The following is a 23,417-nucleotide window of genomic DNA, read 5'->3' as shown; positions in this document are numbered from 1 at the left end:
ATCGTAGGAGAGCGGTCGGCACGTGCAGCGCGGGCGGTCACTCGGCGGGATGGGACCGCAGCCAGTCCGCCCAGGTGGTCTTGCCGCGGCGACCGCCGGGACAGGTCATGTCGGTGGCGATCCGGCGCAGCCGCCGCGGCGCGGGCACGTTGAGCACCCGGCGGTTGCTGCCGCGGGCGCGCTGCCAGGTGCGCAGCGCATCGCGGAGGGTGAGCACCTCCGGTCCGCCGAAGTCCTCGCGCCGCTGCCCGGCACCGTCGCGGATGCATTCGACCAGGTACTCGGCGAAGTCGCGGGTGTCGACGGGCTGCGTGGGCAGCGCGCCCGGCAGCGGCAGCACTGGGAGCCGGGCGGCGCGGTTGAGCATCCGGTCCAGCAGCCAGTGGAACTGGGTCGCCCGCACGATCGACCACGGCACGTCGGCCACGCTGACGAGCTCCTCGGCGGTGTGCTTAAGCCGCAGGTACGGCATGGCCGGCCGGTCGACGCCGACGATGGAGACGTACAGGAAGTGGCGGACCCGGGCCGCGGCGGCGGCTTCGAGCAACCGGCTGGTGCCGTCGACGTCGATATCGGGCGGGCTGCGCCAGAAGTCGACCGGATGCATGAAACCGCGCTGCGCGGCCGGGGAGTAGGTCGCCGCGTGCACCAGGGTGTGCGCGTCGGCCACCGTTTCGGCGACCCCTGCGCCGGTGGCGAGGTCGCCCTGCACCCACTCCAACTCGGGATCGGTGCCGGGGCGGCGCGTCAGGATCCGCACCCGATGCGTGGGTTTGAGCAGGCGCACCAGCTCGCGCCCGAGGTGTCCGGTCCCGCCGGTGATCGCGACTGTGTCCATGTCGGCACCTCCCGGGATCAACTGTCCCACCGGGGTGCCGGGGCCGCGACGGCTAGTGCTTCAGCAGCGGCCCGGTGAGGCCGTCGACGATGCCGCCGAGCGCGGGCAGCAGGCCCGGCCGCTCGGGCTCGGAGCTGCTCGGCGGTTCGGACTGCGACGGCGGCGAGGTCTCGCTCGGCGGGTCGGTTTCGCTCGGCGGGTCGGACGGCTGCGTGGTCGGCGCCGGCTCGTCGGACGGTTGCGTCGTCTGGCTCGGCTCTGGCCGCGAGGTTTCCGCAGGCGCAGAGGCCTGGGTGGTCGGCTTCGACGCCTTCGTCGTTTCCGGGGCTTCCTCGGCCTGCCGCTTGGCGACCGGCGTCTTGGCGGGTGCCGGAGCCGGGGTTTCGCTGGCGAGCAGCCGAGGTTCCGGCGTCGAGGGCGCCAGGTCCGGCGCCGTGGCCGTGACCTGCGGCGCGAGGAACTGCGCGGCGGGCTGGGCGGCGGCCGGCGGCGGGGCCGGGGCCGCCTGCGGTGCGTCGGTGCGGTGGTAGGCGCTGCTGACCGCGATCACGGTGAGGAACACCGCGACCGCGTAGCCGATCACCCGCGGGGGCGTGGCGTGCTGCCACGTCTTGGGTTCCACCCGCCGGTGGCGGCCCCGAGCGCGGGCTCGCGGCAACGACGACTTACCCACTTCTGCACCCACCTGTCCGGCTGATTGGTCTGTTCGCGGCGTCGCCTTCGCCCAAACGAGTGATGGCGGCCGGTCGCACAATACGTCACCGCGGGCCCGGGTGACCAGCCCCCCGGGTCGACGGGTCGCAAGATCGCCGCTGGTGGGAGCGGTCGGCGGCGCCGCGGGCGCCCGGCGCGATCATCCACAGTGGATCCAAAGCAGAACGGCCTCGCCGCGGGGCGAGGCCGGAGTCCATTCTGGACGATCAGCGATGGCCGAGCAGGCGGATTTCCCGCCGCAACTGGGCCACCAGGTTCTTCAGACCGCGGCTCGGCGAACTCTTGCCGTCCAGCACATCGGTGAACATGACGGCACCCAAAACAAGTACGAGCAACAAGGCAACAACGACGACGAACACGATCACTCACCCCTTCTGCCCATAACATCGATCAGGGGCGGCCTTCGTTACCGGTATCCCCCAGGTGTGTCGCGGGACGCATGTCGCGGCCGGGGACGGGTGCCGGCGCGGAGCCCGGCCGGGCCTAGGATTGCGGCGTTGTCAGGTCCGGCCGAATGGGCGGCTCCGACCGGAATCGCGAAGACTAGCCTGGAGAACATGGCGACCAATCGACCCAATCCGGCGCAGTGGGTCTGGTACGCCTTCGGCGGCAGGCTGCCGGACCGGTGCGCAGAGTGGGTGCTGCACGACGTCACCTGCTCGACCTGGGTGCTGCGGCACTTCGCCCGCGCCCTGACCCAGCTGGCGCCCTTCTGCCTCCTCGTGCTGCTGCCCGGCCCGCTGTGGATCCGGCTGACCTCGATCCTGCTGGGCTTGCTGGTTGGGCTGTTCTACTCGGTCTGCTACGTGGGCGAGACCGCCGAACACCGGGCGATCAAGCACGGCTTCCCGCCCGGTGTCGCGCGCGAAACCCGGGAACTGCGCCGCGACGTCAGCCGTGCGGCGAGGCACGGCGTCGGCTACCGGCCGTGGTGGGACTAGCGCCGGATGGACGAGCTCGACGCGGCGTTGCACGACGCCGAGATCACCGCGTACTGGACGGATCGCGCCGACCGGCCGCCTCCGCGCGAACCGCTGCCCGGCGACGACCGCGCGGATCTCGTCGTGGTCGGCGGCGGCTTCACCGGGCTGTGGGCGGCGATCCTGGCCAAACGACGACGCCCGGACCTCGACGTGTTGCTGCTCGAAGCGCACCGGCTCGGGCACGGCGGCAGCGGCCGCAACGGCGGCTTCGTGTCGGAGTCCCTGACGCACGGCCTCGCCCACGGCCGCTCCTGCTGGCCCGCGGAGAGCGACCGGTTGGTGCAGCTGGGGTGGGAGAACCTGCACGCGATCGACGAGTTCGTGCGGGATGAGGCGATCGACGCGGATTTCCGGCTGTGCGGCAAGACGAGCGTCGCGACCGAGCCCCACGAGGTCGCGGAGCTCAGCGACGAGGCCGAGCTGTACCGCGAGCACGGGATGGCGGCGCGCTTCCTGGGCACCGGAGGCATTCGCGCGGACGTGAATTCACCGACGTACCGGGCGGGCGTGCGCCTGCCGGACGCGGGCGGGCTCGTCGACCCGGCGCGGCTGACCTGGGGCCTCGCTGCGGCGGCGCAGCGGCTCGGCGTGCGCATCCACGAAGGCAGCCCGGTGCGCGCTCTGCGGCGCAGCACCGAGGTCCGGCTGAGGACTCCACAAGGGACGGTGCGGGCCGGCGGCGCCGTGCTGGGCACCAACGCGTTTCCCGCTCCGCTGCGCTCGATCCGCCGGTACGTGCTCCCGATCTGGGACTACGTACTGGTCACCGAGCCGCTGTCGGTGCAGCAGTGGAGCTCGCTGGGGTGGCGGGACCGGCAGGGCGTCACCGACGGCGCCAACCGCTTTCACTACTACCGCCCGACACCGGACGGCCGGATCCTGTGGGGCGGCTACGACGCGGTGTACTACTTCGGCGGCCGCACCGATCCGGCCCTGGCCCGGCACGATGTCGCGCACCGCGCGCTGGCGCGGAACTTCTTCCGCACCTTTCCTCAGCTGGAGGGGCTGCGCTTCACCCACCGCTGGGGCGGGCCGATCGACTCCACGGCCCGGTTCACGCCGGTCTTCGGCCGCGACCGAGGGGTGTCCTACGCGATCGGCTACACGGGCCTGGGCGTCGCGGCATCCCGCTTCGGCGCGCAGACCGCGCTGGACCTCCTGTGGGGAGAGGACACCGAACGCACCCGGCTGCGAATGGTGCGCGACCGGCCGATCCCGTTCCCACCGGAGCCGCTGCGCTGGCCGCTGGTCCAGTACACCCGCAGAGCCCTGGCCCGAGCCGACGAGAGCGGCGGGCGCCGCGGCCGCTGGCTGCGCTTCCTCGACAACCGCGACATCGGCCTCGGCAGCTGACGGGTTGGTGTCCGGTGGCGTCGATTTCCCGCGAGATCGGCATCATCTGCGAGTGACCCTGCCGGTCAGTCCAGTTGTGGTCGTTCCTCGATCGGGAAAAGGATCGGGCTCAGCAGGTGAAGGCTGCGGCCTGGCGTGGGTTGGTTGTCCAGCCTGGACGCGATGACGCTGCGCAACTCGTTTATGAGCTCGACGAGTTCGTCCTGGCCGAGCCAGAGCGGAATCTGCCGGTAACCCACCGAGTCAGCGGTCGGGTCTGCGTTCTCCCGGTCGAGGTAGGTATTGAATTCGGCGTGCAGGGCTGCCATGGCTGCGGTGAATCCGTGGCGGTGGTCTTCCAGCGACATGGATGCTGCTGCGTCGGCGTCGATCGTCGCGTTCTCGCGGCGCAGGCGGTAGCGGCGTTCGACGGCTCCGTGCACCCGCTGTTCATCGACGACTTCCAGCAGCCCTGCCTCGGCCAGCAGGCCGACGTGCCGGTAGAGGGTGGTCTTGGGGACGTCGGGCAGGCTCGCGCACAGGTCGGAGGTAGTGCGCGTACGCCCGCCGGACATGGCGTGCACGATGCGAACCCGCACCGGATGCAGGAGAAGGTCAAGCGTGTCCACCGAGCCATGATCCCACATATGGTACCGTTTCCAAAAATGGAAAAGGATGTTTGTGCGCCGACATCGAGGAGTCAGCGATGCAAGACGAACCGTTCGTGGATCCCGGCATCGCGACTGGCGCGCCAGCGCTGGGGCGGTACTACGACGTAGGGGGTCGACGGTTGCTGCTGCATCGTTCGGGCAGCGGCGGCCCGGCGGTGGTGTTCCTGCCCGGTGGCGGCGCGGTTGGCCTGGACTACTGGAACGTGCAGGAGCGGGTCGCCGAATTCACCACGAGCGTGGTCTACGACCGGACAGGGACGGGCTGGAGCGATCGGGTCGACGTCCCGCTGACCTGCGCTGAAGTGGTCGACGAGCTGCGCTGGCTGCTGAGGGCTGCCGACGTGCCCGCGCCCTACCTACTCGTCGGCCACTCCCTCGGTGGGCTTCACGCCCGTCTCTACGCGACGCGCTTTCCCGGTGAGGTGGCCGGCCTGGTCCTGATGGACCCGGACCACGAGGACTACGACGATTACATGCCCCCGCAGTTGGCAGAGATGCGGGACGCGTGGGATCCGGACCAGGAGTTGCCCGACGAGTTGCCGGAGGAGGCCGTTGCGCTCTACCGCGACCTGTTCGCGCAGATGATGGGGGACTGGCCGGAGCGGATTCGCGAGTCGCTCATCGAATGCCACGTCAGCCCGGAATGGATCATGGACGGGTACGAGTTGGTGCCGTACCGCGATCGGTTCCTCGACGAGATGCGTCACGCAGGACCGCTGCCCGATGTTCCGTTGATCGTCCTCACAGCCATGGACATCGACGACTTCAAGAAGGCGGTGCTGATCGGCGAATCCGAGTCGCTGCTGCGCGAGGAGATCGACGGCAAGCGGCGGCTTCACGACGCGCTGGCCGCATCGGTCCCGCGCGGCGAGAACCGTCTCGTCGACGGCGCCGGCCACGCCTCCATTCACTGGCGCCGCCCCGACGCCGTGCTCCGAGCGGTCCAGGACCTGCTCGGCAGATGACCCCGCTCGTGAGTGCGCAACCGGGCTAGGGCCCCGATGCGTACTCACGAGCGTGACCGCCGTGACCGCCTATGCGTCGGGGTCGATCCAGTCCCGGTCGCCTTCCTGGAGTCAGTCGCTTATGTTGCTGAGCTTCGAGCCGAGCAGGTCGGCCTGTTCCGGCCCGATCACGATGTGCCGTCCATTGGAATCGGTGACGCGAACTTCGGGAATCCGCAGCGCTACGGTGACCGGCCCTTTGCTGCCCTGTGCCGGAATCTGCCAGGTTTTCTCCTGTGCTGCCTCGCTCATGATGTGCAATTCGATTTCGGTCCGCTTCCGTGCGAGCTCGTCGGCCATAACCCCTCCCGAATTCTCTTCGTGTTTGCCCTGGTGGTGGGTATGTTCTTGGAAGAAGATGCTGATCTTGCTCCCTGTCGCCTCGCGCTGAGCAATATCCTCAGCGTTGCGTTGAAGTCTGCCGAGTCAGCGGACCTGGTTCGTTGGATGGCGGCAGAGGAGTGATGCGAGAGGAGTGCGGAATGTCGCGCTTAACCTGACGGCCGCCCGATGGCGCAAGAGCAGCTACAGCAGCGATCAAGCCAACTGCGTCGAGGTGGCCTTTGCCGGGCCAGCTGTCGGGGTGCGGGACTCGAAGGACCCCGGTGGCGCGGTGCTCGCCTTCCCGGCCGATCGCTGGTCTCGGTTCGTCGAGTCGCTGCGCTGAGGGTCGGTCATGGATCTTCTTCCCGTGTTGCCCGGGTTCCTGGTCGCCGTGCTGCTGATTTCGGCTTCTCCTGGCCCGGCCATGGCGTTGATCTTCCGGCGGGCCGCGTTGCACGGCTTCGGTTCGGCCGTCGCGACGGTGCTCGGGTTGGAGACCGGGATCTACCTGTGGGCGCTGGCTGCGGGCGCGGGCTTGGCCGCTCTGGTGGCCGCGTCCGAGGCGGCGTACCTGATCTTGAAGGTCGCCGGTGCGGCACTGCTGCTGTACCTCGGGGTGCGGTCCTGGATCGCGGCGATCCGGGCTCGGGGAGCCGCCGAGGAGGCCCAGGTTCCGGTTCCGATGGCCCGGTCGTGGTGGCGGATCTTCGGTGAGGGCCTGGTGGTGCAGGCAGCCAACCCGAAGGCGGCGATCTTCATGTTCGCCTTCTACCCGCAGTTCATCCCGGCCGACCGGCCGCTACTAGGCACGACGGCGGTCCTCGCGCTGATCCAGGTGGCGCTGGAGACCGTCTTCTACCTGGTACTCGCGGCGAGCGTGTCTCGCGCCGGGGCGTGGTTCCGGCGCGCCAAGATCCGTCGTCGGCTCGAAGCCGTCAGCGGTACCGTCCTGGTCGGTCTGGGGCTGCGGGTCGCGGTCGAAAGCCGCTAGCGCGACCGCTCGACACAACACACCGGCGCTTCGCCTGTTCGAAGGAATTCGGGTGGCGGGGTACCGGCGTGATTCCGGCATCGCCCCACGCCCGGGCCGTGCGGTGCTTCCCGCCACCACCGAACGGGAACACTGCGGAATCGCTTGATCATTGCGCGTCATGGCTGCTGGTCATACCTTCGATGGACGGGCCGCCCGGCTCGTCTCGATCGCCCTGGCGAACACCGTCTGCGAGGGCATCAGCGACCGAAGGGGTGCAGCGCAGCCATGCCCAACATCGTTCGTGCGGCGCTGGTCCAGGCGAAGTGGACCGGCGACACCGCCTCGATGGTCGACCAGCACGAGAAGCACGCTCGCGCCGCGGCCGGCCAGGGCGCCGGGATCATCGGCTTCCAAGAGGTCTTCAACGCCCCGTACTTCTGCCAGGTGCAGGAGACGGAGCACTACCGCTGGGCCGAGCCGGTGCCCGACGGGCCGACCACGCAGCGGATGTGCGCGCTGGCGCGGGAACTCCGCATGGTCGTCGTCGTGCCGATCTACGAGGTCGACGGCCCCGGCTTCTACTACAACACCGCCGCCGTGATCGACGCCGACGGCAGCTACCTCGGCAAGTACCGCAAGCACCACCTGCCGCACCTGCCCGGGTTCTGGGAGAAGTACTACTTCCGGCCCGGCAACCTCGGCTGGCCCATCTTCGACACCGCGGTCGGCCGGATCGGCGTCTACATCTGCTACGACCGGCACTTCCCGGAGGGCTGGCGGGCGCTCGGGCTGGCCGGCGCGCAGCTGGTCTACAACCCGTCGGCGACCAGCCGCGGCCTCTCGTCCTACCTGTGGAAGCTCGAACAGCCCGCCGCGGCGGTGGCCAACGAGTACTTCATCGCGGCGATCAACCGGGTCGGCATCGAGGAGTACGGCGACAACGACTTCTACGGCACCAGCTACTTCGTCGACCCGTACGGGCAGTTCGTCGGCGAGCCCGCCAGCGACGCCGACGAGGAACTCGTGGTGCGCGACCTGGACTTCGACCTGATCGACGAGGTCCGGCAGAAGTGGGCGTTCTACCGCGACCGCCGCCCGGACGCCTACCGCCCGCTGACCGAGCCGTGAGAGGAGCGACGATGACGAGCACGCACGCAGAGCTGACCAAGCGGCACCGCGCGGTGCTGCCGGACTGGCTCGCGCTGTACTACGACGAGCCGATCGACATCCAGCGCGGCGAGGGGCGGCATGTCTGGGATGCCGAGGGAAACCGGTACCTCGACTTCTTCGGCGGCATCCTCACCACGATGACGGCGCACGCGCTGCCGGAGGTGACCGGGGCGGTCAGCGAGCAGGCGGGCCGGATCCTGCACACCTCGACGCTGTACCTGAACCGGCCGATGATCGAGCTCGCCGAGCGGGTCGCGGAGCTCTCCGGCATCGACGACCCGCGGGTGTTCTTCACGACCAGCGGCACCGAGGCCAACGACACCGCGCTGCTGCTGGCCACCGGCTACCGCGCCTCGAACCAGGTGCTGGCGCTGCGCAACAGCTACCACGGGCGGTCGTTCTCGGCCCTGGCGGTGACCGGCAACCGCGGCTGGTCGCCGACCAGCCTGTCCCCGGTGCAGACGGCCTACGTGCACGGCAGCCGCCGGCGCGGCACTCCGTTCGCCGGCCTGCCGGACGCGGAGTTCACCGCCGCGTGCGTGTCCGACCTGGAGGACGTGCTCGGGCAGCTGCACGGCAACGTCGCCTGCCTGATCGCCGAGCCGATCCAGGGCGTCGGCGGTTTCGCCACCCCGCCGGACGGGTTGTTCGCCCGCTTCAAGGAGGTCCTCGACCGGCACGGCATCCTGTGGATCAGCGACGAGGTGCAGACCGGGTGGGGGAGGACCGGCGAGCACTTCTGGGGCTGGCAGGCGCACGACGCCAACGGCGCGCCGGACATCGTCACCTTCGCCAAGGGCATGGGCAACGGCCTGTCGGTCGGCGGCGTCATCGCCCGCGCCGAGATCATGAACAGCGTCCGGGCGAACTCGATCTCCACCTTCGGCGGCAGCCCCGTCACCGCCGCCGGGGCGCTGGCAAACCTCGACTACCTCCTCGCCAACGACCTGCAGGCCAACGCCGCGCGCATCGGCGCGGTGCTGCGCGAACAGCTCGACGGTGCGCTCGGCCGGGTTCCGGGCGTCGTCGACGTGCGCGGCAAGGGCCTGATGATCGGTGTGGAGCTGGCGCACGCAGACGGAACGCCCGCACCGGAGATCGCCACCGACGTCCTCGAAGAGGCCCGGCGCAACGGCGTGCTCATCGGGAAGGGCGGCCTGGATGGCAACGTCCTGCGGATCGCGCCGCCGCTGAGCCTCACCGAGGCGGAGGCGCGCGAGGGTGGCCGGATCTTGTTGGCGGCGCTGGAGAAAGTGGGGCGGTCATGAGCAGAACGATCATCCGCGGCGGCCTGGTGATCACCGCGACCGAGGAGATCCGCGCGGACGTGCTCGTCGACGGCGAGCAGGTCGCCGCCATTGCCGCGCCGGCCGCCGCGGAGCAGTGGCTGTCCACCGCGGACACCGTGCTCGACGCGACCGGGCACTACGTCATCCCCGGTGGTGTCGACGGGCACACGCATATGCAGATGCCCTTCGGCGGGACGTTCGCGTCGGACACCTTCGAGACCGGGACCCGGGCCGCCGCGTGGGGCGGCACCACCACGATCGTCGACTTCGCGATCCAGCCGGTCGGCGGCTCTCCGCGCGAGGGCCTGGACGCCTGGCACGCCAAGGCCGACGGGCAGTGCGCGATCGACTACGGCTTCCACATGATCCTCTCCGACGTCGGCGACGAGGCGTTGAAGGAGATGGACGCGCTGGTCGCCGAGGGGATCACCAGCTTCAAGATGTTCATGGCCTATCCCGGCGTGTTCTACAGCGACGACGGGCAGATCCTGCGAGCCATGCAGCAGGCCGCCGGAAACGGCGCGCTGACGATGATGCACGCCGAGAACGGCATCGCCATCGATGTCCTGGTGCAGCAGGCGCTGGCCGCCGGGCGCACCGACCCGCGGTTCCACGGGCAGGTCCGGCACCCGCTGCTGGAGGCGGAGGCGACGCACCGGGCGATCCAGCTGTCCAGAGTGGCCGGTGCTCCGCTCTACGTCGTGCACGTCTCGGCCGCCGAGGCCGTCGCGGAGATCACCAGGGCCCGCGACAACGGGCTGAACGTCTTCGGCGAAACGTGCCCGCAGTACCTGTTCCTCACGGTCGACGACCTGGCCCGGCCGGAGTTCGAGGGCGCGAAGTACGTCTGCTCGACCCCGCTGCGGCCGGCCGAACACCAGGCGGACCTGTGGCAGGCGTTGCGCACCAACGACCTCTCGGTGGTGTCCACCGATCACTGCCCGTTCTGCTTCAAGGACCAGAAGGAGCTCGGCCGCAGCGACTTCTCGAAGATCCCCAACGGCATCCCGGGCGTGGAGAACCGGATCGATCTGCTGCACCAGGCCGTGGTGGAGGGGCGCATCAACCGCCGCCGGTGGGTCGAGCTGGCGTGCACCACGCCGGCTCGGATGTTCGGCCTGCACCCGCGAAAGGGCACGATCGCGCCCGGCGGAGACGCCGACATCGTGATCTACGACCCGCGCGCCGAGCACGTGCTCTCGGCCGAGACGCACCACATGAACGTCGACTACAACGCCTACGAGGGCAAGCGGATCACCGGCCGGGTCCGCACCGTGCTGTCCCGCGGCGAGGTCGTCGTCGACGACGGCACCTACACCGGCCGACCCGGGCGCGGCCGGTTCCTGGCCCGCGACACCTGCCAGTACCTGATCTGAATTCCTTCTTTGAAGCGGCGAAGCCGCTTACCCACCTTCGCAGCTTGCACCGCCGCGGGTTCTCAGACGTCGTCTGGCGAGGACAACCCCGATGCCGCGTATTGGTCACGTAAGTCGGGGCTCCCACAGTCCAGGCGGCGTTTGAGGTTCCGCTACCCGCACCGCAAAGCAAATCCGATTCAAGAACAGTTTTGGGGGAGTGATGGACTTCGGACTGGTTCTGCAGACCGATCCGCCCGCGTGGTCCGTTGTGGACCGGATGCGCCGGGCCGAGCGGCTCGGCTTCAGCCACGGCTGGACCTTCGACTCGTGCGTGCTGTGGCAGGAGCCGTTCGTCATCCACAGCCAGATCCTGGCCGCCACCGAGCGGCTCGTGGTCGGCCCGATGGTGACCAACCCGGCCACCCGCGACTGGACGGTCACCGCCTCGACGTTCGTCACGCTCAACGACATGTTCGGGCCGCGCACGGTGTGCGGCATCGGCCGCGGCGACTCGGCGGTGCGGGTCACCGGCGGGCGGCCGACCACGCTGGCGACGCTCGAGCAGGCCATGCGCGTGATCAAGGAGCTGGCCGAGGGCCGGGAGGTGCAACTGCACGGAACCCCGGTGCGGCTGCCGTGGGTGCGCGACGGCAGGCTGCCGATCTGGATGGGCGCCTACGGGCCGAAGGCCCTGGAGCTCGCCGGCCGGCAGGCGGACGGCTTCATCCTGCAGCTCGCCGACCCGTACCTGACGCGCTGGATGGTCGACCACGTCCGGGAGGCCGCCCGCGATGCGGGGCGCGACCCGGCGTCGATCACCGTGTGCGTGGCCGCCCCGGCCTACGTCGGCGACGACCTCGACCACGCCCGCGAGCAGTGCCGCTGGTTCGGCGGCATGGTCGGCAACCACGTCGCCGACCTCGTCGCCCGCTACGGCGACGCCGCCGAGGGGGTGCCCACCGCGCTCACCGACTACATCAGGGGCCGAAAGGGCTACGACTACACGCACCACGGCCGGACCGACAACCCGAGCACCGAGTTCGTGCCGGACGAGATCGTGGACCGGTTCTGCCTGCTCGGGCCCGTCGAGGCGCACGTCGCCAAGCTGCGGGAACTGCGCGATGCCGGCGTCGACCAGTTCGCGATCTACGCCATGCACGACGCTCTGGATTCCACAGTGGACGCCTACGGCGAAACCATCATCCCGGCCATGTCCTGACGCCCCACGGGCCTGCGGCGGCGGTCACACGGCCGCGGGTTTGTAGAGTTCCGCCGGAAAGTGGCAGCCCCGGTCGGCGGGGTGGAACGGGGAGGGGCGCCATGCGGCAGGGACTCGGCGCGAGGCTGGGCATCGGCTGGAAGCTGCACGGGGACGGCAGCACACCGCGCCCCGGCGAGGCGGTGGCTCCGGACGAACGGCTTTCCTGGGGGCGCACCGTCGGGCTCGGCGCGCAGCACGTGGTGGCCATGTTCGGCGCCACCTTCGTCTTCCCGGTGCTGATGGGCCTGGACCCGAACCTGGCGATCATGGTCTCGGGCGTGGCGACCATCCTGTTCCTGCTGATCGTGCAGGGCAAGATCCCCAGCTACCTCGGCAGCAGTGCGTCCTTCGTGGGCGTGGTGACGGTGATCCGGGCAGGCGGCGGGGACAGCTCGACGGTCACCGGCGCGATCCTGGTGCTCGGCCTGGTGCTGTCCGCGGTCGGGGTGATCATCCACTTCGTCGGCCCGCAGCTGGTGCACCGGCTGCTGCCGCCCGCGGTCTCCGGCGCGGTGGTGATGCTGATCGGCTTCAACCTCGCCCCGGTGGTCGCCGAGTCGTACTGGCCGCAGGACCAGTGGATCGCGCTGATCACCATGGTGGTGGTGCTCGGCTGCAGCGTGCTGCTGCGCGGATTCTGGTCCCGCATCGCGGTGCTGATCGGGCTGGTCGTCGGCTACGCCCTGTCGTGGCTGTTCGACCTGGGCTTCGGCCCGATCACCGCGCCGAACGCCAGCGGCGAGGTCAGCACGCACCTCCGGCTCGACCTCAGCGGCGTCGCGGATGCCAGCTGGTTCGGCCTGCCGACGCTGCACGCGCCGTCGTTCGACGCGGCGGCGATCATGGTCGTGCTGCCCGTGGTGATCGCGCTGATCGCGGAGAACACCGGGCACGTGAAGGCCGTCGAGGAGATGGCCGGCACCAAGCTGGACGGCAGCCTCGGGCGGGCGATCTTCGCCGACGGCTTCGCCAGCACCCTCTCCAGCGCGGTCGGCGGCCCGCCCACGACCACCTACGCCGAGAACATCGGCGTCATGGCGGCCACCCGGGTGTACTCCACGGCGGCCTACTGGGTGGCCGCGATCGTGGCGATCCTGTTCGGGCTGTGCCCGAAGTTCGGCGAGGTGATCGCCGCGACCCCAGGCGGCGTGCTCGGCGGCATCACCGTGGTGCTCTACGGCATGATCGGGCTGCTGGGCGCGAAGATCTGGACGGAGAACCGCGTCGACTTCGGCAATCCGGTCAACCTGATGCCGCTGGCCGCCGGGCTGGTGGCCGGCATCGGCGGGGTGTCGCTGCAGATCACGCCGCAGTTCAGCCTCAGCGGCATCGCGCTGGGCACCATCGTCACGCTGCTGGGCTACCACGTGCTGCGCTGGCTGGTGCCAGCCCGGAAGTGACCGCGTCGCCGCTGATCGTCAGTGCGGCCGCAGCGGGCAGGCCGTAGGTTCGCAGACGACCACCGGCGTCGAGGAGGCCGCCATGCTGCGTCCCGTGCACTTCGAGATCCACGTGGGAGACGTGGATCGCGCCCGCGAGTTCTACTCGACCGTGTTCGGCTGGCGGTTCCAGCAGTGGGGCGACGAGCAGTACTGGCTGATCTTCACCGGCGAGGGCCCGGGCATCGACGGCGGCCTGCTGCCCCGCAAGGGCTCCGAGCCCTCCGACGAGACCCCGATCGCGGCGTTCGCGACGACCATGGAGGTGGCGGACGTCGACGCGATGCTGTCGATCGTGGAGTCCGCGGGCGGCCGGGTGGCGATGCCGAGGACCGCGCTGACCGGCATGGGCTGGGTGGCTTACTGCCGGGACACCGAGGGCAACATCTTCGGCATGTTCCAGGCCGACGACCTGGCGAGCTGACCAGCGCCGCGTTCGAAGCGGTCAGACGGTCTGCTCATCGGCTGCTGCCGCGTTGTGCCGCGCCAGGGCGATGTCGGCGATGGTCACCGGCCTGCCGGGCAGCGGCGTGCCGGGGCGGGCCTGCAAGCCGTCGAGCATCAGCGTCAGGTAGCGGGCCGAAGCGTCCTGGCGGATGTCGTCCGGGGCGATGTGCACGCCCTGGAGCACGATCGAAAGGATCATGCCGAGGTCACCGCCGCTGACGTCCGGCCGCATCGAACCGTTCGCCTGCGCGGCGCGCACCATCCCGTCGAGGATCTCCAGCAGTTCTTCGCGTGCCTGCTCGACGTCCGGATCGGCGGCCAGGATCGCCCTGGCCCGCTGGGACAGCATCGAGAACCGGACGACCGTGCGCAGGTTGGCGGCGCGCAGCAGGAAGTCGCAGAGCGCGCGCCACGGGTCGGATTCCTGGTCGCCGATCGCCCGGGCCTCGTCCAGGACCTGCTGGAACGCGTCCCGGCCGATCGCGCCGAGCAGCGATTCGCGGTCGGGGAAGCGGCGGTACAGGGTGCCGATCCCGACACCGGCGGCGCGGGCGATCTCCTCCATCGGGACCTCGGTGCCGTGCTCGGTGAAGACGGTCCGCGCCGCAGCGATGATCCGGTCCCGGTTGCGGCGGGCGTCGGCCCGCAGCCGTGGAGTGGCGTCGGTCGTCATGGTCCTCGCTCGCGTGCTCTGCATTGGGTTGGGCGGATTGTCGCATGTGCTGAGCCGAAAGTAGGTGGACGAAATTCTTCCGCTTCGCTATAACCGGAAGAGAGTCATCCACTTGTTCTCTCGGTGATCAGGGAGTCACGATGTCCGACCAAGCCGTTGACCCGGCGGCCTACCCGAAGGCCCGCACCTGCCCGTTCGCACCCGAACCGGAATACGCCAAGCTGCGTGCCGAAGCGCCGATCACCAAGGTGCCGATGGCCGGCGGCGGCACCGCCTGGCTGGTCACCCGGCACGACCTCGTCCGCCAGGTGCTCGGCGATCGGCGGATGAGCTCCGACCGGCGCCGCCCCGGATTCCCGCAGCTCTCGCCCGGCCAGCGGACCGTTGCCGGCACCATCACCCCGTCACTGATCGGGATGGACGCGCCGGAGCACACCGAGGCCCGGCGCGCCGTGCTCGGCGAGTTCACCGTGCGGCGGATCGAGGCGATGCGGCCGCGCATCCAGCAGATCGTCGACGACTGCATCGACGAGATGCTCGCCGCGCCCCGCCCGGTCGACCTGGTGCGGGCGCTGTCGCTGCCGGTGCCGTCGCTCGTGATCTGCGAGCTGTTGGGCGTGCCCTACGCCGACCACGACTTCTTCCAGGAGCGCACCAGCCGGATTCTGCGGAAGACCACCCCCGCCGAGGAGCGCCTCGCCGCGGTCGAGGAGATCACGGCCTACCTGGACGAGCTCGTGACGGGCAAGGAACGGGAGCTCACCGACGACCTGATCGGCAGGCAGATCCGCAAGCAGCGCGAAGCCGGCGAGGTCGACCACGACGCGCTCGTGCGGATGGCGTTGCTGCTGCTGGTCGCCGGGCACGAGACGACCGCGAACATGATCTCGCTGGGCACGCTGGCGCTGCTGGAGAACCCGGACCAGCTCGCGGAGATCGTCGCCGACCCGGCCAAGACCCTGCCCGCCGTCGAGGAACTACTGCGCTACTTCACCATCGTCGAGGCGGCGACCTCGCGCACCGCCATGGATGACGTCGAGATCGGCGGCGCGCTGATCCGGGCGGGGGAGGGCATCGTCGCGCTGGGCAGCTCGGCCAACCGCGATCCCGAGGTCTTCGACCGGCCCGACGAGCTGGACATCGCCCGCAACGCCCGCGGGCACGTGGCGTTCGGCTTCGGCCCGCACCAGTGCCTGGGGCAGAATCTGGCGCGGCTGGAGCTGCAGATCGTCTTCGACACGCTGTTCCGGCGGCTGCCCGGGCTGCGGCTGGACGTCGCCGTCGACGACCTGCCGTTCAAGTCCGATGCGAACATCTACGGGATCTACGAAATGCCCGTGACCTGGTGAGAGGAGCGATCATGCGGATCGAGGCGGACCTGGACCGCTGCGTCGGGGCGGGCCAGTGCGTGCTGACCGAGCCGGCGCTGTTCGACCAGAACGACGAGGACGGCCGGGTGGTGCTGCTGGCGGCCAAGGTGGACGACGGCGACGCCGACTTGGTCGCTGCGGCCCGGGAGGCGGTGCACATCTGCCCGTCGGGCGCGCTGTCCCTGGTCGACGACCGGTAGCCGCGACGTGAAGCGGCGCCACCTCCCCCTCTCCTGGAGATGGCGCCGCCGGCGTGGTTGAGCCGCCACAGCGCAGCTTGCTGGCTGTAGCGCGCCGGTCACAGGGCATTAGGTCCCTGGACAGGCCCGATTAAGGTTTTCTTGATCTTTCCCGCAGCAGCTCGGTGATTTCCCGGGCGGCCGCGCGGCCGGCGCGGTTGGCCCCGATGGTGCTGGCCGACGGCCCGTAGCCGACGAGGTGCAGCCGGGGCTCGGCGACCGCGCGGGTTCCGGCCACCCGGATGCCGCCGCCCGGTTCGCGCAGGTGCAGCGGCGCGAGGTGGGCGATGACCGGCCGGAAGCCGGTGGCCCAGAGGATCACGTCCGCCCGCTGCGAGCGCCCGTCGGCCCATTCGACGCCGTCGGCGGTGATCCGCTCGAACATCGGCAGCCGGTTCAGCACGCCCCGGTCCCGCGCGGCCTGCACGGCCGGGGTGTTCGGCAGTCCGGTCACGCTGACGACGCTGCCCGGTGGCAGGCCGAGCCGGACGCGGCGCTCGACCTCGGCGACCGCGGCCCGCCCGTCGATCGGGGTGAACGCGGCGTCGGTGAACTCCGGCGGCCGCCGGGTCACCCAGGTCGTCTCGGCGACCTCGGCGATCTCCAGCAGGTGCTCCACCGCGGAGATCCCGCCGCCGACCACGATCACGTGCCTGCCGCGGAACTCCTCGGGCCCGCGGTAGTCGGCGGTGTGCAGCTGGCGGCCGGCGAACGAGTGCTGCCCCTGGTAGTGCGGCCAGAACGGGTTCTCCCAGGTGCCGGTGGAGTTGAGGACCGCTCGCGCGGCCCAGGTTCCCGCCGAGCTGTCCACCAGCAGTCGCTCGCCGCCGTCGCGCACCGCGTCGACCTTCACCGGCCGCAGCACCGGGAGTTCCTGCTCGTACTCGTACCGCCCGAAGTACTCCGGGACGACCTCGGCGGCGGGGCGAGCACCGTCGGTCTCGCGCAGCGGGCTGTCCGGCAGGTCGTGGATGCCGTGCACGCCGCCGAGGCGCAGCGACGGCCAGCGGTGCCGCCACGCGCCGCCGGGCCCGTCACCGTGGTCGAGCACCACGTGGTCGATGCCTGTTCGCTGCAGGTGGTACGAGCCGGTCAGCCCCGCCTGGCCGGCTCCGATCACCACGACGTCGATGTCCTCCACATCCAGCAGAACAGCCGCCGCGGCGGATTCTTCCCGCGCGGGAGGTGGTCTGTGCCACTGCCGCGGAGTTGCCCGGATAGGCCAAGAGAGTGCGACGCAAGACACCCGTGGGGTGCCTTTAATTCGACCGAAACAACGCCCTACGATTGATTCCGTAAGCAGTGGTTCCCCAAACCTTCTTCCGTTCGTCCTGCCCTTTGTCGGCGGTGCCTCGCGCGCGCGTGCGGAAGACGGGGAGGTTTGCAGAAGGGAGGCAAGAAGTGACAACGGTGTGGGTGGCCCTGGTGGCCGAGTCGGTTGTACTGCTGGCGGTGGCGGGAGCGATGACCAAGTGGGCGCAGCGGCTGCAGCCGGGCACCCCGGACCAGGTGATCGAGCCGATCGGCCCCGCGGCCGAGCGCATCGCCTGAGGAAGCGCGCAGCCGGGCTTGCTCCCGTCGCCGGGAACAAGCCCGCAAACCTCGGACCGGCCATGGCGGCGAATCCAATCGCCGCCCGGCCGGTTTTCGTTACTTGAATTCCGGGTGCATTTTGGATTGACTGCATCACGTCGATTCCACGATTTATCCGGCCCGGTTGTTTGCAAAGGTAACTAGTGCCTCGGTTGTCCCGGGCGCGCGGTGATCGGCATGTGATGCCGCACATGCGGGCCGCGGCGGGTGCGGCGACCGATAGGGTGAGCCGAACGAGGTCAACACGCCGATCGGGAAGGGCACCCGTGAGTCCAGTCGAACAGTCCAGTGGTCCACAGCCGGGTGGTCCGGTGTTGCCCCGTTCGGGCTCCGGATCGGTGCTGGCCAACTACCGGACGTTCGTCGAGCGCGCGGTGCGCAAGCCGAACCTGGTCGGCGCGGTCGCGCCCAGCTCGCCGAGCCTGGCCCGCGAGATGGCGGCCGTGGTGCCGACCTCCGGCAGCCCGGTGGTCGTGGAGCTCGGGCCCGGCACCGGAGCGCTCAGCGGCGCGATCGCCGAGCGGCTGCCCGCGGGCGGCCGGCAGGTGGCGATCGAGCTGGACGCCGGGATGGTCGAGTACCTGGGCACCGAACTGCCGTGGCTGGAAGTGATCCAGGGCGACGCGGCGCGGCTCGGCGACCTGCTCGCCGACGCGGGCATCGACAAGGTGGACGCGGTGGTCAGCGGCCTGCCGTGGTCGATCTTCCCGGCGAAGCTGCAGCACGACATCCTGGGCCAGATCGGCGCGGTCCTCGCGCCCGGCGGCGCCTTCACGACCTTCGCCTACGTGCACGCCCTGGGCATGGCCGGAGCCCGGCAGTTCCGCCGCCGCCTGGACCTGAGCTTCGACGAGGTGCTGACCTCGCGCACGGTGTGGCGAAACGTCCCGCCGGCCCGCATCTACGTCTGCCGCCGCCCCCGCCGGCCCTGAGCGCCGGGCCGTGCCGTGAGTGGTTTGGGGTGCTATGCCGCCCCAAAACGCTCACGGGACGGTGCACTTTAGGGTGCTAATGGCCTCCGGCGGGCGCACAGGTGTATCTGTACGGCGGGTTGTCGCCTCTGCATCCATGTGCCTCTTGTCATCCGAGAATCAGATCTGGCCGAGTGGGAGCTGCTGAACCGCGGTCAGCACGCCGTCTTCACCCGCAGGCAGCTGAGAAGGTTCGGAATCAGCCACGACACCGTGCGGGCCAACATCAGGGCGAACCGCTGGCAACGCGTTCATCGCGGTGTCATCGCGCTCTTCAGCGGTCCGCTCCGCGACCCGCCAAGATCAGCGCCGCAATGCTGTACGCCGATCTTCCGGCAGTGCTCAGCCATCAGACCGCTGCGCAGGAATGGGGTTGGCTACCGAAAGATGACGGCCCGATCCACATCACGGTTCCGTACGGGACTTCGGCCATGCCGCAGGAAGGTGTGTTGATCCACCGAAGTCGCGCGTTCAGGCACATCGTCGTAGCCCACGAGCCGCCGCGGACGTCGCGTGCGGACACTGTTGTCGACCTGGCTGCAGCCGAACCGCACAAGGCGGCAGCGGAACGGACCTTGCTGACGGTGGCTGCGGCGAACCGGGTATCGGCCGACGAAATCCGGGCGCGGTTGGCTGCGAGGCCGGCCTACCGCTACGGGACTGCTCTCGACCGGGCGGTGCGGTTGCTCGGTGAGGGGCTCACCTCGATGTTGGAAGCTCGGTACTTCCTCGACGTCGAGCAGGCGCACGGCATTCCCGGGGCGCGGCGGCAGGTGCCCGTGTCGGTGTTCGGCCGGAAGTTCTTGGAGGACTGCAGTTACGAGCACCTCGGAATTCCGCTGATCATCCGGCTGGACGGCCGCGCTTACCACAGTGATGCCGAGACGGCTTTCCGAGACCGTAGGCGGGACAACGCCGCCGAGCTCAGTGGAACGGCTCGGTTGGTGTACGGCTGGCAGGACGTCGACCGCGCCCCGTGTTCGGTCGCGCGCGAGGTCGTGGCGGTGCTCCGCAGGGAGGGGTGGCAGGGGCCGACGCTACGGTGTCGGAAGTGCTTGGGCCCGTGAGTGGTTTGGGGTGCTAAGACGCCCCAAAACGCTCACGGCCCACCTCCGCAACGGGACTCATCGCTGTCCGCCCTCAACCGCGTTCGGTGATGGTCCGCAGGGACTCCTTGAACTCGCGGTAGCGGGGCTCGGTGATCGCTTCGGCGTGCCGCCGTTCGATCGCGGCGATGATCCGGTCCGCCGCGCGCTGCTGGGCCAGCCCGCGCTCGGTCGGTACCACCAGCTTCGCCCGCCGGTCGGCGGGATCCGGCCGGCGTTCGACGTAGCCGAGCGCTTCCAGCTCGTCGATGATGGTGCCGATCACCTGCTTGTGTTGCCCCGAGAGCTGCACCAGCTCGCTCGCCCGCACGCCGGCCGGGTCCAAATAGGCCAGTACGGCGCCGTGGCGCGGGGTGAGGTCGGCGAATCCCTGATCGGCCAGCGCGTCGAACAGTTCCCGTTGCAGGGCGAGCAGCAGTCGGGCGCTCAGGGCCCCCAGATCGGGATCCGACGCCATCCGTTCGGCCCGCCGGTTGCGCTGCACTGCCACCTCACCAGCCGTCGTTGCTTGGGTTGTCCGCCAGTTTACGGGGCGCCCCAACGGGAACGGGCCCGGTGCGCTTGTGGCGCACCGGGCCCGTTCGGTAGTACCCGCCGGATCGGCAGGGGATCAGGAGCGGATCATCTTGCGCAGCACGTACTGCAGGATGCCGCCGTTGCGGTAGTAGTCCGCCTCGCCGGGGGTGTCGATGCGCACCTTGGCGTCGAACTCCACAGTGGAGCCGTCGGCCTTGGTCGCGGTCACCTTCACCGTCTGCGGCGTCTCACCCTCGTTGAGCTTGGTGATGCCCGCGAAGTCGAAGGTCTCCGTGCCGTCCAAGCCCAGTGACTTGGCCGACTGGCCCTCCGGGAACTGCAGCGGGATGACGCCCATGCCGATCAGGTTCGAGCGGTGGATGCGCTCGAAGGACTCGGCGATGACGGCGCGGACGCCCAGCAGCCGGGTGCCCTTGGCCGCCCAGTCGCGCGACGAACCGGAGCCGTACTCCTTGCCGCCGAGCACCACCAGCGGGATGTCCTGGGCGGCGTAGTTCTGCGCGGCGTCGTAGATGAACGCCTGCGGGGCGCCGTCCTGGGTGAAGTCCCGGGTGTAGCCGCCCTGCACGTCGTCAAGCAGCAGGTTGCGCAGCCGGATGTTGGCGAAGGTGCCCCGGATCATCACCTCGTGGTTACCGCGGCGGGAACCGTAGGAGTTGAAGTCCTTGCGGTCGATGCCGTGGTCGGTGAGGTACTTGCCCGCGGGCGAGTCCGGCTTGATCGCACCGGCCGGCGAGATGTGGTCGGTGGTGACCGAGTCGCCGAGCAGCGCGAGCACGCGGGCACCGGAGATGTCGGTGACCGGCGCCGGCTCCATCGCCATGCCCTCGAAGTACGGGGGCTTGCGCACGTAGGTGGAGTCCGCGGCCCACTCGAAGGTCTGGCCCTCCGGGGTCGGCAGCGACCGCCACCGCTCGTCGCCCTTGAAGACGTCCTCGTAGGACTTGGTGAACATCTCGTTGGTGATCGCCGAGTCGATGACGTCCTGGACCTCCTGCGGCGACGGCCAGAGGTCGCGCAGGAAGACCGGCTTGCCCTCGGTGTCGGTGCCCAGCGGGTCGTTCTCGAAGTCGAAGTCCATCGAGCCCGCGAGCGCGTAGGCGATGACCAGCGGCGGCGAGGCCAGGTAGTTCATCTTGACGTCGGGGTTGATCCGGCCCTCGAAGTTCCGGTTGCCCGACAGCACCGAGACCACCGACAGGTCGTTGTCCTGCACGGCGGCGGAGATCTCGTCCGGCAGCGGGCCGGAGTTGCCGATGCAGGTGGTGCAGCCGTAGCCGACCAGGTGGAAGCCGAGCTTCTCCAGGTACGGCCAGAGCCCGGCCTTCTCGTAGTAGTCGGTGACGACCTGCGAACCCGGGGCCATGGAGGTCTTCACCCACGGCTTGCGGGTCAGGCCCTTGTCCACGGCGTTGCGGGCCAGCAGCGCCGCGCCCAGCATCACCGACGGGTTGGAGGTGTTGGTGCAGGAGGTGATCGAGGCGATCACCACGGCGCCGTGGTCCAGCTCGAACTCGCCGAGCTCCTCCGAGGCGACCTTGACCGGCTTGGAGATCCGGCCGTTCGAGCCGTTGGCGGCCGAGACGACCTGCGGCGCGGACTCGTGGTGGGTGAGCGCCGGTGCGTCGCTGGCGGGGAAGGACTCCTCACCGGCCTCGTCGATCGCCTTGTCGTCGGCGGTCTCGACCTTGGCGTAGTCGGTCAGCGTGTGGCGGAACGACGGCTTGGCCTCGGCCAGCACGATGCGGTCCTGCGGACGCTTCGGGCCGGCGATCGACGGGACCACAGTGGACAGGTCCAGCTCGAGGTACTCGGAGTACTCCGGCTCGTGGTCCGCGTCGTGCCAGAGGCCCTGCTCCTTGGCGTAGGCCTCGACGAGGGAGACCTGCTCGGCGGAGCGACCGGTGAGCTTGAGGTACCGGACGGTCTCGTCGTCGATCGGGAAGATCGCGCAGGTGGAACCGAACTCCGGGCTCATGTTGCCGATGGTGGCGCGGTTGGCCAGCGGAACCGAGGCCACACCGGAGCCGTAGAACTCGACGAACTTGCCGACGACGCCGTGCTTGCGCAGCATCTCGGTGATCGTCAGCACCACGTCGGTGGCGGTGGCGCCGGCCGGGATCTCGCCGGTGAGCTTGAAGCCGACCACGCGCGGGATGAGCATCGACACCGGCTGGCCGAGCATCGCGGCCTCGGCCTCGATGCCGCCGACGCCCCAGCCCAGCACGCCAAGGCCGTTGACCATGGTGGTGTGGGAGTCGGTGCCGACGCAGCTGTCCGGGTAGGCCTGGCCGCCGCGGGCCATCACGGTGCGGGCCAGGTGCTCGATGTTGACCTGGTGCACGATGCCGGTGCCCGGCGGGACGACCTTGAACTCGTCGAAGGCGCCCTGGCCCCAACGCAGGAACTGGTAGCGCTCCTTGTTGCGGCCGTACTCGAATTCGACGTTGCGCTCGAAGGCGTCCGGCCTGCCGAACACGTCGATGATCACCGAGTGGTCGATCACCAGCTCGGCCGGGGCCAGCGGGTTCACCTTGGAGGTGTCGCCGCCGAGGTCGGCCACCGCCTCGCGCATGGTGGCCAGGTCGACCACGCAGGGCACGCCGGTGAAGTCCTGCATGATCACGCGGGCCGGGGTGAACTGGATCTCGGTGGCCGGCTCGGCCTTGGCGTCCCAGTTGGCGAGGGCCCGCACGTGGTCGGCGGTGATGTTCGCGCCGTCCTCGGTGCGCAGCAGGTTTTCCAGGAGGATCTTGAGGCTGTAGGGCAGCCGCTGCGCGCCGTCGACCGCGCTGAGCCGGAACACCTCGTAAGAGGCGTCACCGACGTTCAGCGTGCCGCGGGCGCCGAAGCTGTCCTTGCTCGCAGGTGCAGTCACGTTCAACTCCATCTCGCGACGGGCGCAAGTTCGGGAACGATTGCGAGTCTGGCGCACGTCAGACGAGCATGCGCGGGGACCCGCTCTCTTCGACGCTAACAGTACGCTTGTCCTGTATTCGTCCTCAACTAAGGGTCGGCAAACTATCGATCACATGTACCACGGCGTGCAAAACCGCGGGTTTTTCCGGCCTTCCCAGAGATTGGGACGGAAGTACAGAAAGCCGGTGTGGAGCCGTCGGAGCGAC

At 69.8% G+C, this 23,417-nt stretch carries 25 protein-coding genes; 16 read left to right on the top strand and 9 right to left on the bottom strand.

Annotated elements, in window-relative coordinates; translation table 11 throughout:
* Window positions 1-37: 37 nt before the first annotated feature.
* The 3 genes from AB0I53_RS21540 to AB0I53_RS21530 all read right to left on the bottom strand — a co-directional run bounded on the left by AB0I53_RS21540 (window position 38) and on the right by AB0I53_RS21530 (window position 1,917).
* Window positions 38-838 carry an NAD(P)H-binding protein gene (locus AB0I53_RS21540; RefSeq protein WP_358605591.1) on the bottom strand — a complete coding sequence of 267 codons (801 nt, stop codon included), beginning with the start codon at window positions 836-838 and terminating at the stop codon, window positions 38-40.
* 52 nt (window positions 839-890) lie between these two features.
* Complete coding sequence (locus AB0I53_RS21535; RefSeq protein WP_358605588.1) at window positions 891-1,460, bottom strand: hypothetical protein; 570 nt, start codon at window positions 1,458-1,460, stop codon at window positions 891-893.
* A gap of 298 nt (window positions 1,461-1,758) precedes the next feature.
* Entirely contained in the window at window positions 1,759-1,917 is a 159-nt protein-coding gene (locus AB0I53_RS21530) for a hypothetical protein (RefSeq protein ID WP_358605585.1), read from the bottom strand.
* Between the two features lie 192 nt (window positions 1,918-2,109).
* On the opposite strand from AB0I53_RS21530, the gene AB0I53_RS21525 reads away from it, so the two are divergent.
* Both AB0I53_RS21525 and AB0I53_RS21520 read left to right on the top strand, forming a co-directional pair.
* Window positions 2,110-2,493, top strand: a complete 384-nt coding sequence (locus AB0I53_RS21525; protein WP_358605582.1) for a DUF5313 family protein — start codon at window positions 2,110-2,112, stop codon at window positions 2,491-2,493.
* A gap of 6 nt (window positions 2,494-2,499) precedes the next feature.
* Entirely contained in the window at window positions 2,500-3,888 is a 1,389-nt protein-coding gene (locus AB0I53_RS21520) for an FAD-dependent oxidoreductase (RefSeq protein ID WP_358605579.1), read from the top strand.
* A 65-nt stretch (window positions 3,889-3,953) separates the two neighbouring features.
* Here AB0I53_RS21520 and AB0I53_RS21515 read toward each other — a convergent pair whose 3' ends face one another.
* Entirely contained in the window at window positions 3,954-4,496 is a 543-nt protein-coding gene (locus AB0I53_RS21515; protein ID WP_358605576.1) for a helix-turn-helix domain-containing protein, read from the bottom strand.
* Between the two features lie 77 nt (window positions 4,497-4,573).
* On the opposite strand from AB0I53_RS21515, the gene AB0I53_RS21510 reads away from it, so the two are divergent.
* A complete protein-coding gene (locus AB0I53_RS21510) occupies window positions 4,574-5,503 on the top strand; it encodes an alpha/beta hydrolase (protein WP_358605573.1) in 930 nt (309 codons plus the stop codon).
* Between the two features lie 111 nt (window positions 5,504-5,614).
* On the opposite strand, the gene AB0I53_RS21505 is transcribed toward AB0I53_RS21510, so the two are convergent.
* Entirely contained in the window at window positions 5,615-5,842 is a 228-nt protein-coding gene (locus tag AB0I53_RS21505) for a hypothetical protein (RefSeq protein ID WP_358605570.1), read from the bottom strand.
* Window positions 5,843-6,017: 175 nt separating this feature from the next.
* On the opposite strand from AB0I53_RS21505, the gene AB0I53_RS21500 reads away from it, so the two are divergent.
* The 8 genes from AB0I53_RS21500 to AB0I53_RS21465 all read left to right on the top strand — a co-directional run bounded on the left by AB0I53_RS21500 (window position 6,018) and on the right by AB0I53_RS21465 (window position 13,780).
* Entirely contained in the window at window positions 6,018-6,209 is a 192-nt protein-coding gene (locus AB0I53_RS21500) for a DUF397 domain-containing protein (protein ID WP_358605566.1), read from the top strand.
* A gap of 9 nt (window positions 6,210-6,218) precedes the next feature.
* Window positions 6,219-6,857, top strand: coding sequence for a LysE family translocator (locus tag AB0I53_RS21495; protein ID WP_358605563.1), 639 nt, complete (start codon window positions 6,219-6,221; stop codon window positions 6,855-6,857).
* A gap of 267 nt (window positions 6,858-7,124) precedes the next feature.
* The gene (locus AB0I53_RS21490) at window positions 7,125-7,967 is read left to right on the top strand and encodes a nitrilase-related carbon-nitrogen hydrolase (RefSeq protein WP_358605560.1); all 843 of its coding nucleotides are present in this window, start codon (window positions 7,125-7,127) and stop codon (window positions 7,965-7,967) included.
* Window positions 7,968-7,978: 11 nt separating this feature from the next.
* The gene (locus AB0I53_RS21485) at window positions 7,979-9,277 is read left to right on the top strand and encodes an aspartate aminotransferase family protein (RefSeq protein ID WP_358605557.1); all 1,299 of its coding nucleotides are present in this window, start codon (window positions 7,979-7,981) and stop codon (window positions 9,275-9,277) included.
* Window positions 9,274-10,674, top strand: coding sequence for a dihydropyrimidinase (gene hydA / locus AB0I53_RS21480; protein WP_358605554.1), 1,401 nt, complete (start codon window positions 9,274-9,276; stop codon window positions 10,672-10,674). The genes AB0I53_RS21485 and hydA overlap by 4 nt, the downstream gene beginning before the upstream one ends.
* A 202-nt stretch (window positions 10,675-10,876) precedes the next feature.
* Window positions 10,877-11,875, top strand: coding sequence for a TIGR03842 family LLM class F420-dependent oxidoreductase (locus AB0I53_RS21475; protein WP_358605551.1), 999 nt, complete (start codon window positions 10,877-10,879; stop codon window positions 11,873-11,875).
* Window positions 11,876-11,976: 101 nt separating this feature from the next.
* Window positions 11,977-13,317: a solute carrier family 23 protein gene (locus tag AB0I53_RS21470; RefSeq protein ID WP_358605548.1), complete on the top strand. Its 1,341-nt coding sequence runs from the start codon at window positions 11,977-11,979 to the stop codon at window positions 13,315-13,317.
* Window positions 13,318-13,399: 82 nt separating this feature from the next.
* A complete protein-coding gene (locus AB0I53_RS21465) occupies window positions 13,400-13,780 on the top strand; it encodes a VOC family protein (RefSeq protein ID WP_358575898.1) in 381 nt (126 codons plus the stop codon).
* Window positions 13,781-13,801: 21 nt separating this feature from the next.
* Here the strand turns inward: AB0I53_RS21465 and AB0I53_RS21460 are convergent, their stop codons facing one another.
* A complete protein-coding gene (locus tag AB0I53_RS21460) occupies window positions 13,802-14,476 on the bottom strand; it encodes a helix-turn-helix domain-containing protein (protein WP_358605545.1) in 675 nt (224 codons plus the stop codon).
* 140 nt (window positions 14,477-14,616) lie between these two features.
* On the opposite strand from AB0I53_RS21460, the gene AB0I53_RS21455 reads away from it, so the two are divergent.
* Window positions 14,617-15,825: a cytochrome P450 gene (locus tag AB0I53_RS21455; RefSeq protein WP_358605542.1), complete on the top strand. Its 1,209-nt coding sequence runs from the start codon at window positions 14,617-14,619 to the stop codon at window positions 15,823-15,825.
* Between the two features lie 11 nt (window positions 15,826-15,836).
* Window positions 15,837-16,046 (top strand): (4Fe-4S)-binding protein, encoded by a 210-nt coding sequence (locus tag AB0I53_RS21450; protein ID WP_358605539.1) that lies wholly within the window; start codon window positions 15,837-15,839, stop codon window positions 16,044-16,046.
* Between the two features lie 130 nt (window positions 16,047-16,176).
* Here the strand turns inward: AB0I53_RS21450 and AB0I53_RS21445 are convergent, their stop codons facing one another.
* Window positions 16,177-17,226, bottom strand: a complete 1,050-nt coding sequence (locus tag AB0I53_RS21445; RefSeq protein ID WP_358605536.1) for an NAD(P)-binding domain-containing protein — start codon at window positions 17,224-17,226, stop codon at window positions 16,177-16,179.
* A 260-nt stretch (window positions 17,227-17,486) separates the two neighbouring features.
* Here AB0I53_RS21445 and AB0I53_RS21440 point away from each other — a divergent pair, with 260 nt between their 5' ends.
* From AB0I53_RS21440 to AB0I53_RS21430, 3 genes are all read left to right on the top strand, one after another.
* Window positions 17,487-17,636: a hypothetical protein gene (locus AB0I53_RS21440; RefSeq protein ID WP_358605533.1), complete on the top strand. Its 150-nt coding sequence runs from the start codon at window positions 17,487-17,489 to the stop codon at window positions 17,634-17,636.
* A 416-nt stretch (window positions 17,637-18,052) separates the two neighbouring features.
* The gene (locus AB0I53_RS21435; protein WP_358605709.1) at window positions 18,053-18,610 is read left to right on the top strand and encodes a methyltransferase domain-containing protein; all 558 of its coding nucleotides are present in this window, start codon (window positions 18,053-18,055) and stop codon (window positions 18,608-18,610) included.
* Between the two features lie 623 nt (window positions 18,611-19,233).
* Complete coding sequence (locus tag AB0I53_RS21430; protein WP_358605530.1) at window positions 19,234-19,716, top strand: hypothetical protein; 483 nt, start codon at window positions 19,234-19,236, stop codon at window positions 19,714-19,716.
* 73 nt (window positions 19,717-19,789) lie between these two features.
* On the opposite strand, the gene AB0I53_RS21425 is transcribed toward AB0I53_RS21430, so the two are convergent.
* Together AB0I53_RS21425 and acnA are read right to left on the bottom strand one after the other, a co-directional pair.
* Complete coding sequence (locus AB0I53_RS21425) at window positions 19,790-20,239, bottom strand: MarR family transcriptional regulator (protein ID WP_358605527.1); 450 nt, start codon at window positions 20,237-20,239, stop codon at window positions 19,790-19,792.
* Window positions 20,240-20,365: 126 nt separating this feature from the next.
* A complete protein-coding gene (gene acnA, locus AB0I53_RS21420) occupies window positions 20,366-23,182 on the bottom strand; it encodes an aconitate hydratase AcnA (RefSeq protein ID WP_358605524.1) in 2,817 nt (938 codons plus the stop codon).
* Between the last annotated feature and the right edge of the window lie 235 nt (window positions 23,183-23,417).

Source organism: Saccharopolyspora sp. NPDC050389 (genome assembly GCF_040655595.1).
Taxonomy (GTDB): domain Bacteria; phylum Actinomycetota; class Actinomycetes; order Mycobacteriales; family Pseudonocardiaceae; genus Saccharopolyspora.
This window is presented reverse-complemented; position numbering and strand designations above follow the sequence as displayed.

What these genes read in the sequence shown, in the direction of transcription:
- AB0I53_RS21540 (WP_358605591.1), bottom strand. Translation starts at nt 838, where the DNA reads ATGGACACAGTCGCGATCACCGGCGGGACCGGACACCTCGGGCGCGAG.
- AB0I53_RS21525 (WP_358605582.1), top strand. Translation starts at nt 2,110, where the DNA reads ATGGCGACCAATCGACCCAATCCGGCGCAGTGGGTCTGGTACGCCTTC.
- AB0I53_RS21520 (WP_358605579.1), top strand. Translation starts at nt 2,500, where the DNA reads ATGGACGAGCTCGACGCGGCGTTGCACGACGCCGAGATCACCGCGTAC.
- AB0I53_RS21510 (WP_358605573.1), top strand. Translation starts at nt 4,574, where the DNA reads ATGCAAGACGAACCGTTCGTGGATCCCGGCATCGCGACTGGCGCGCCA.
- AB0I53_RS21505 (WP_358605570.1), bottom strand. Translation starts at nt 5,842, where the DNA reads ATGGCCGACGAGCTCGCACGGAAGCGGACCGAAATCGAATTGCACATC.
- AB0I53_RS21495 (WP_358605563.1), top strand. Translation starts at nt 6,219, where the DNA reads ATGGATCTTCTTCCCGTGTTGCCCGGGTTCCTGGTCGCCGTGCTGCTG.
- AB0I53_RS21490 (WP_358605560.1), top strand. Translation starts at nt 7,125, where the DNA reads ATGCCCAACATCGTTCGTGCGGCGCTGGTCCAGGCGAAGTGGACCGGC.
- AB0I53_RS21485 (WP_358605557.1), top strand. Translation starts at nt 7,979, where the DNA reads ATGACGAGCACGCACGCAGAGCTGACCAAGCGGCACCGCGCGGTGCTG.
- hydA (WP_358605554.1), top strand. Translation starts at nt 9,274, where the DNA reads ATGAGCAGAACGATCATCCGCGGCGGCCTGGTGATCACCGCGACCGAG.
- AB0I53_RS21475 (WP_358605551.1), top strand. Translation starts at nt 10,877, where the DNA reads ATGGACTTCGGACTGGTTCTGCAGACCGATCCGCCCGCGTGGTCCGTT.
- AB0I53_RS21470 (WP_358605548.1), top strand. Translation starts at nt 11,977, where the DNA reads ATGCGGCAGGGACTCGGCGCGAGGCTGGGCATCGGCTGGAAGCTGCAC.
- AB0I53_RS21465 (WP_358575898.1), top strand. Translation starts at nt 13,400, where the DNA reads ATGCTGCGTCCCGTGCACTTCGAGATCCACGTGGGAGACGTGGATCGC.
- AB0I53_RS21460 (WP_358605545.1), bottom strand. Translation starts at nt 14,476, where the DNA reads ATGACGACCGACGCCACTCCACGGCTGCGGGCCGACGCCCGCCGCAAC.
- AB0I53_RS21455 (WP_358605542.1), top strand. Translation starts at nt 14,617, where the DNA reads ATGTCCGACCAAGCCGTTGACCCGGCGGCCTACCCGAAGGCCCGCACC.
- AB0I53_RS21450 (WP_358605539.1), top strand. Translation starts at nt 15,837, where the DNA reads ATGCGGATCGAGGCGGACCTGGACCGCTGCGTCGGGGCGGGCCAGTGC.
- acnA (WP_358605524.1), bottom strand. Translation starts at nt 23,182, where the DNA reads ATGGAGTTGAACGTGACTGCACCTGCGAGCAAGGACAGCTTCGGCGCC.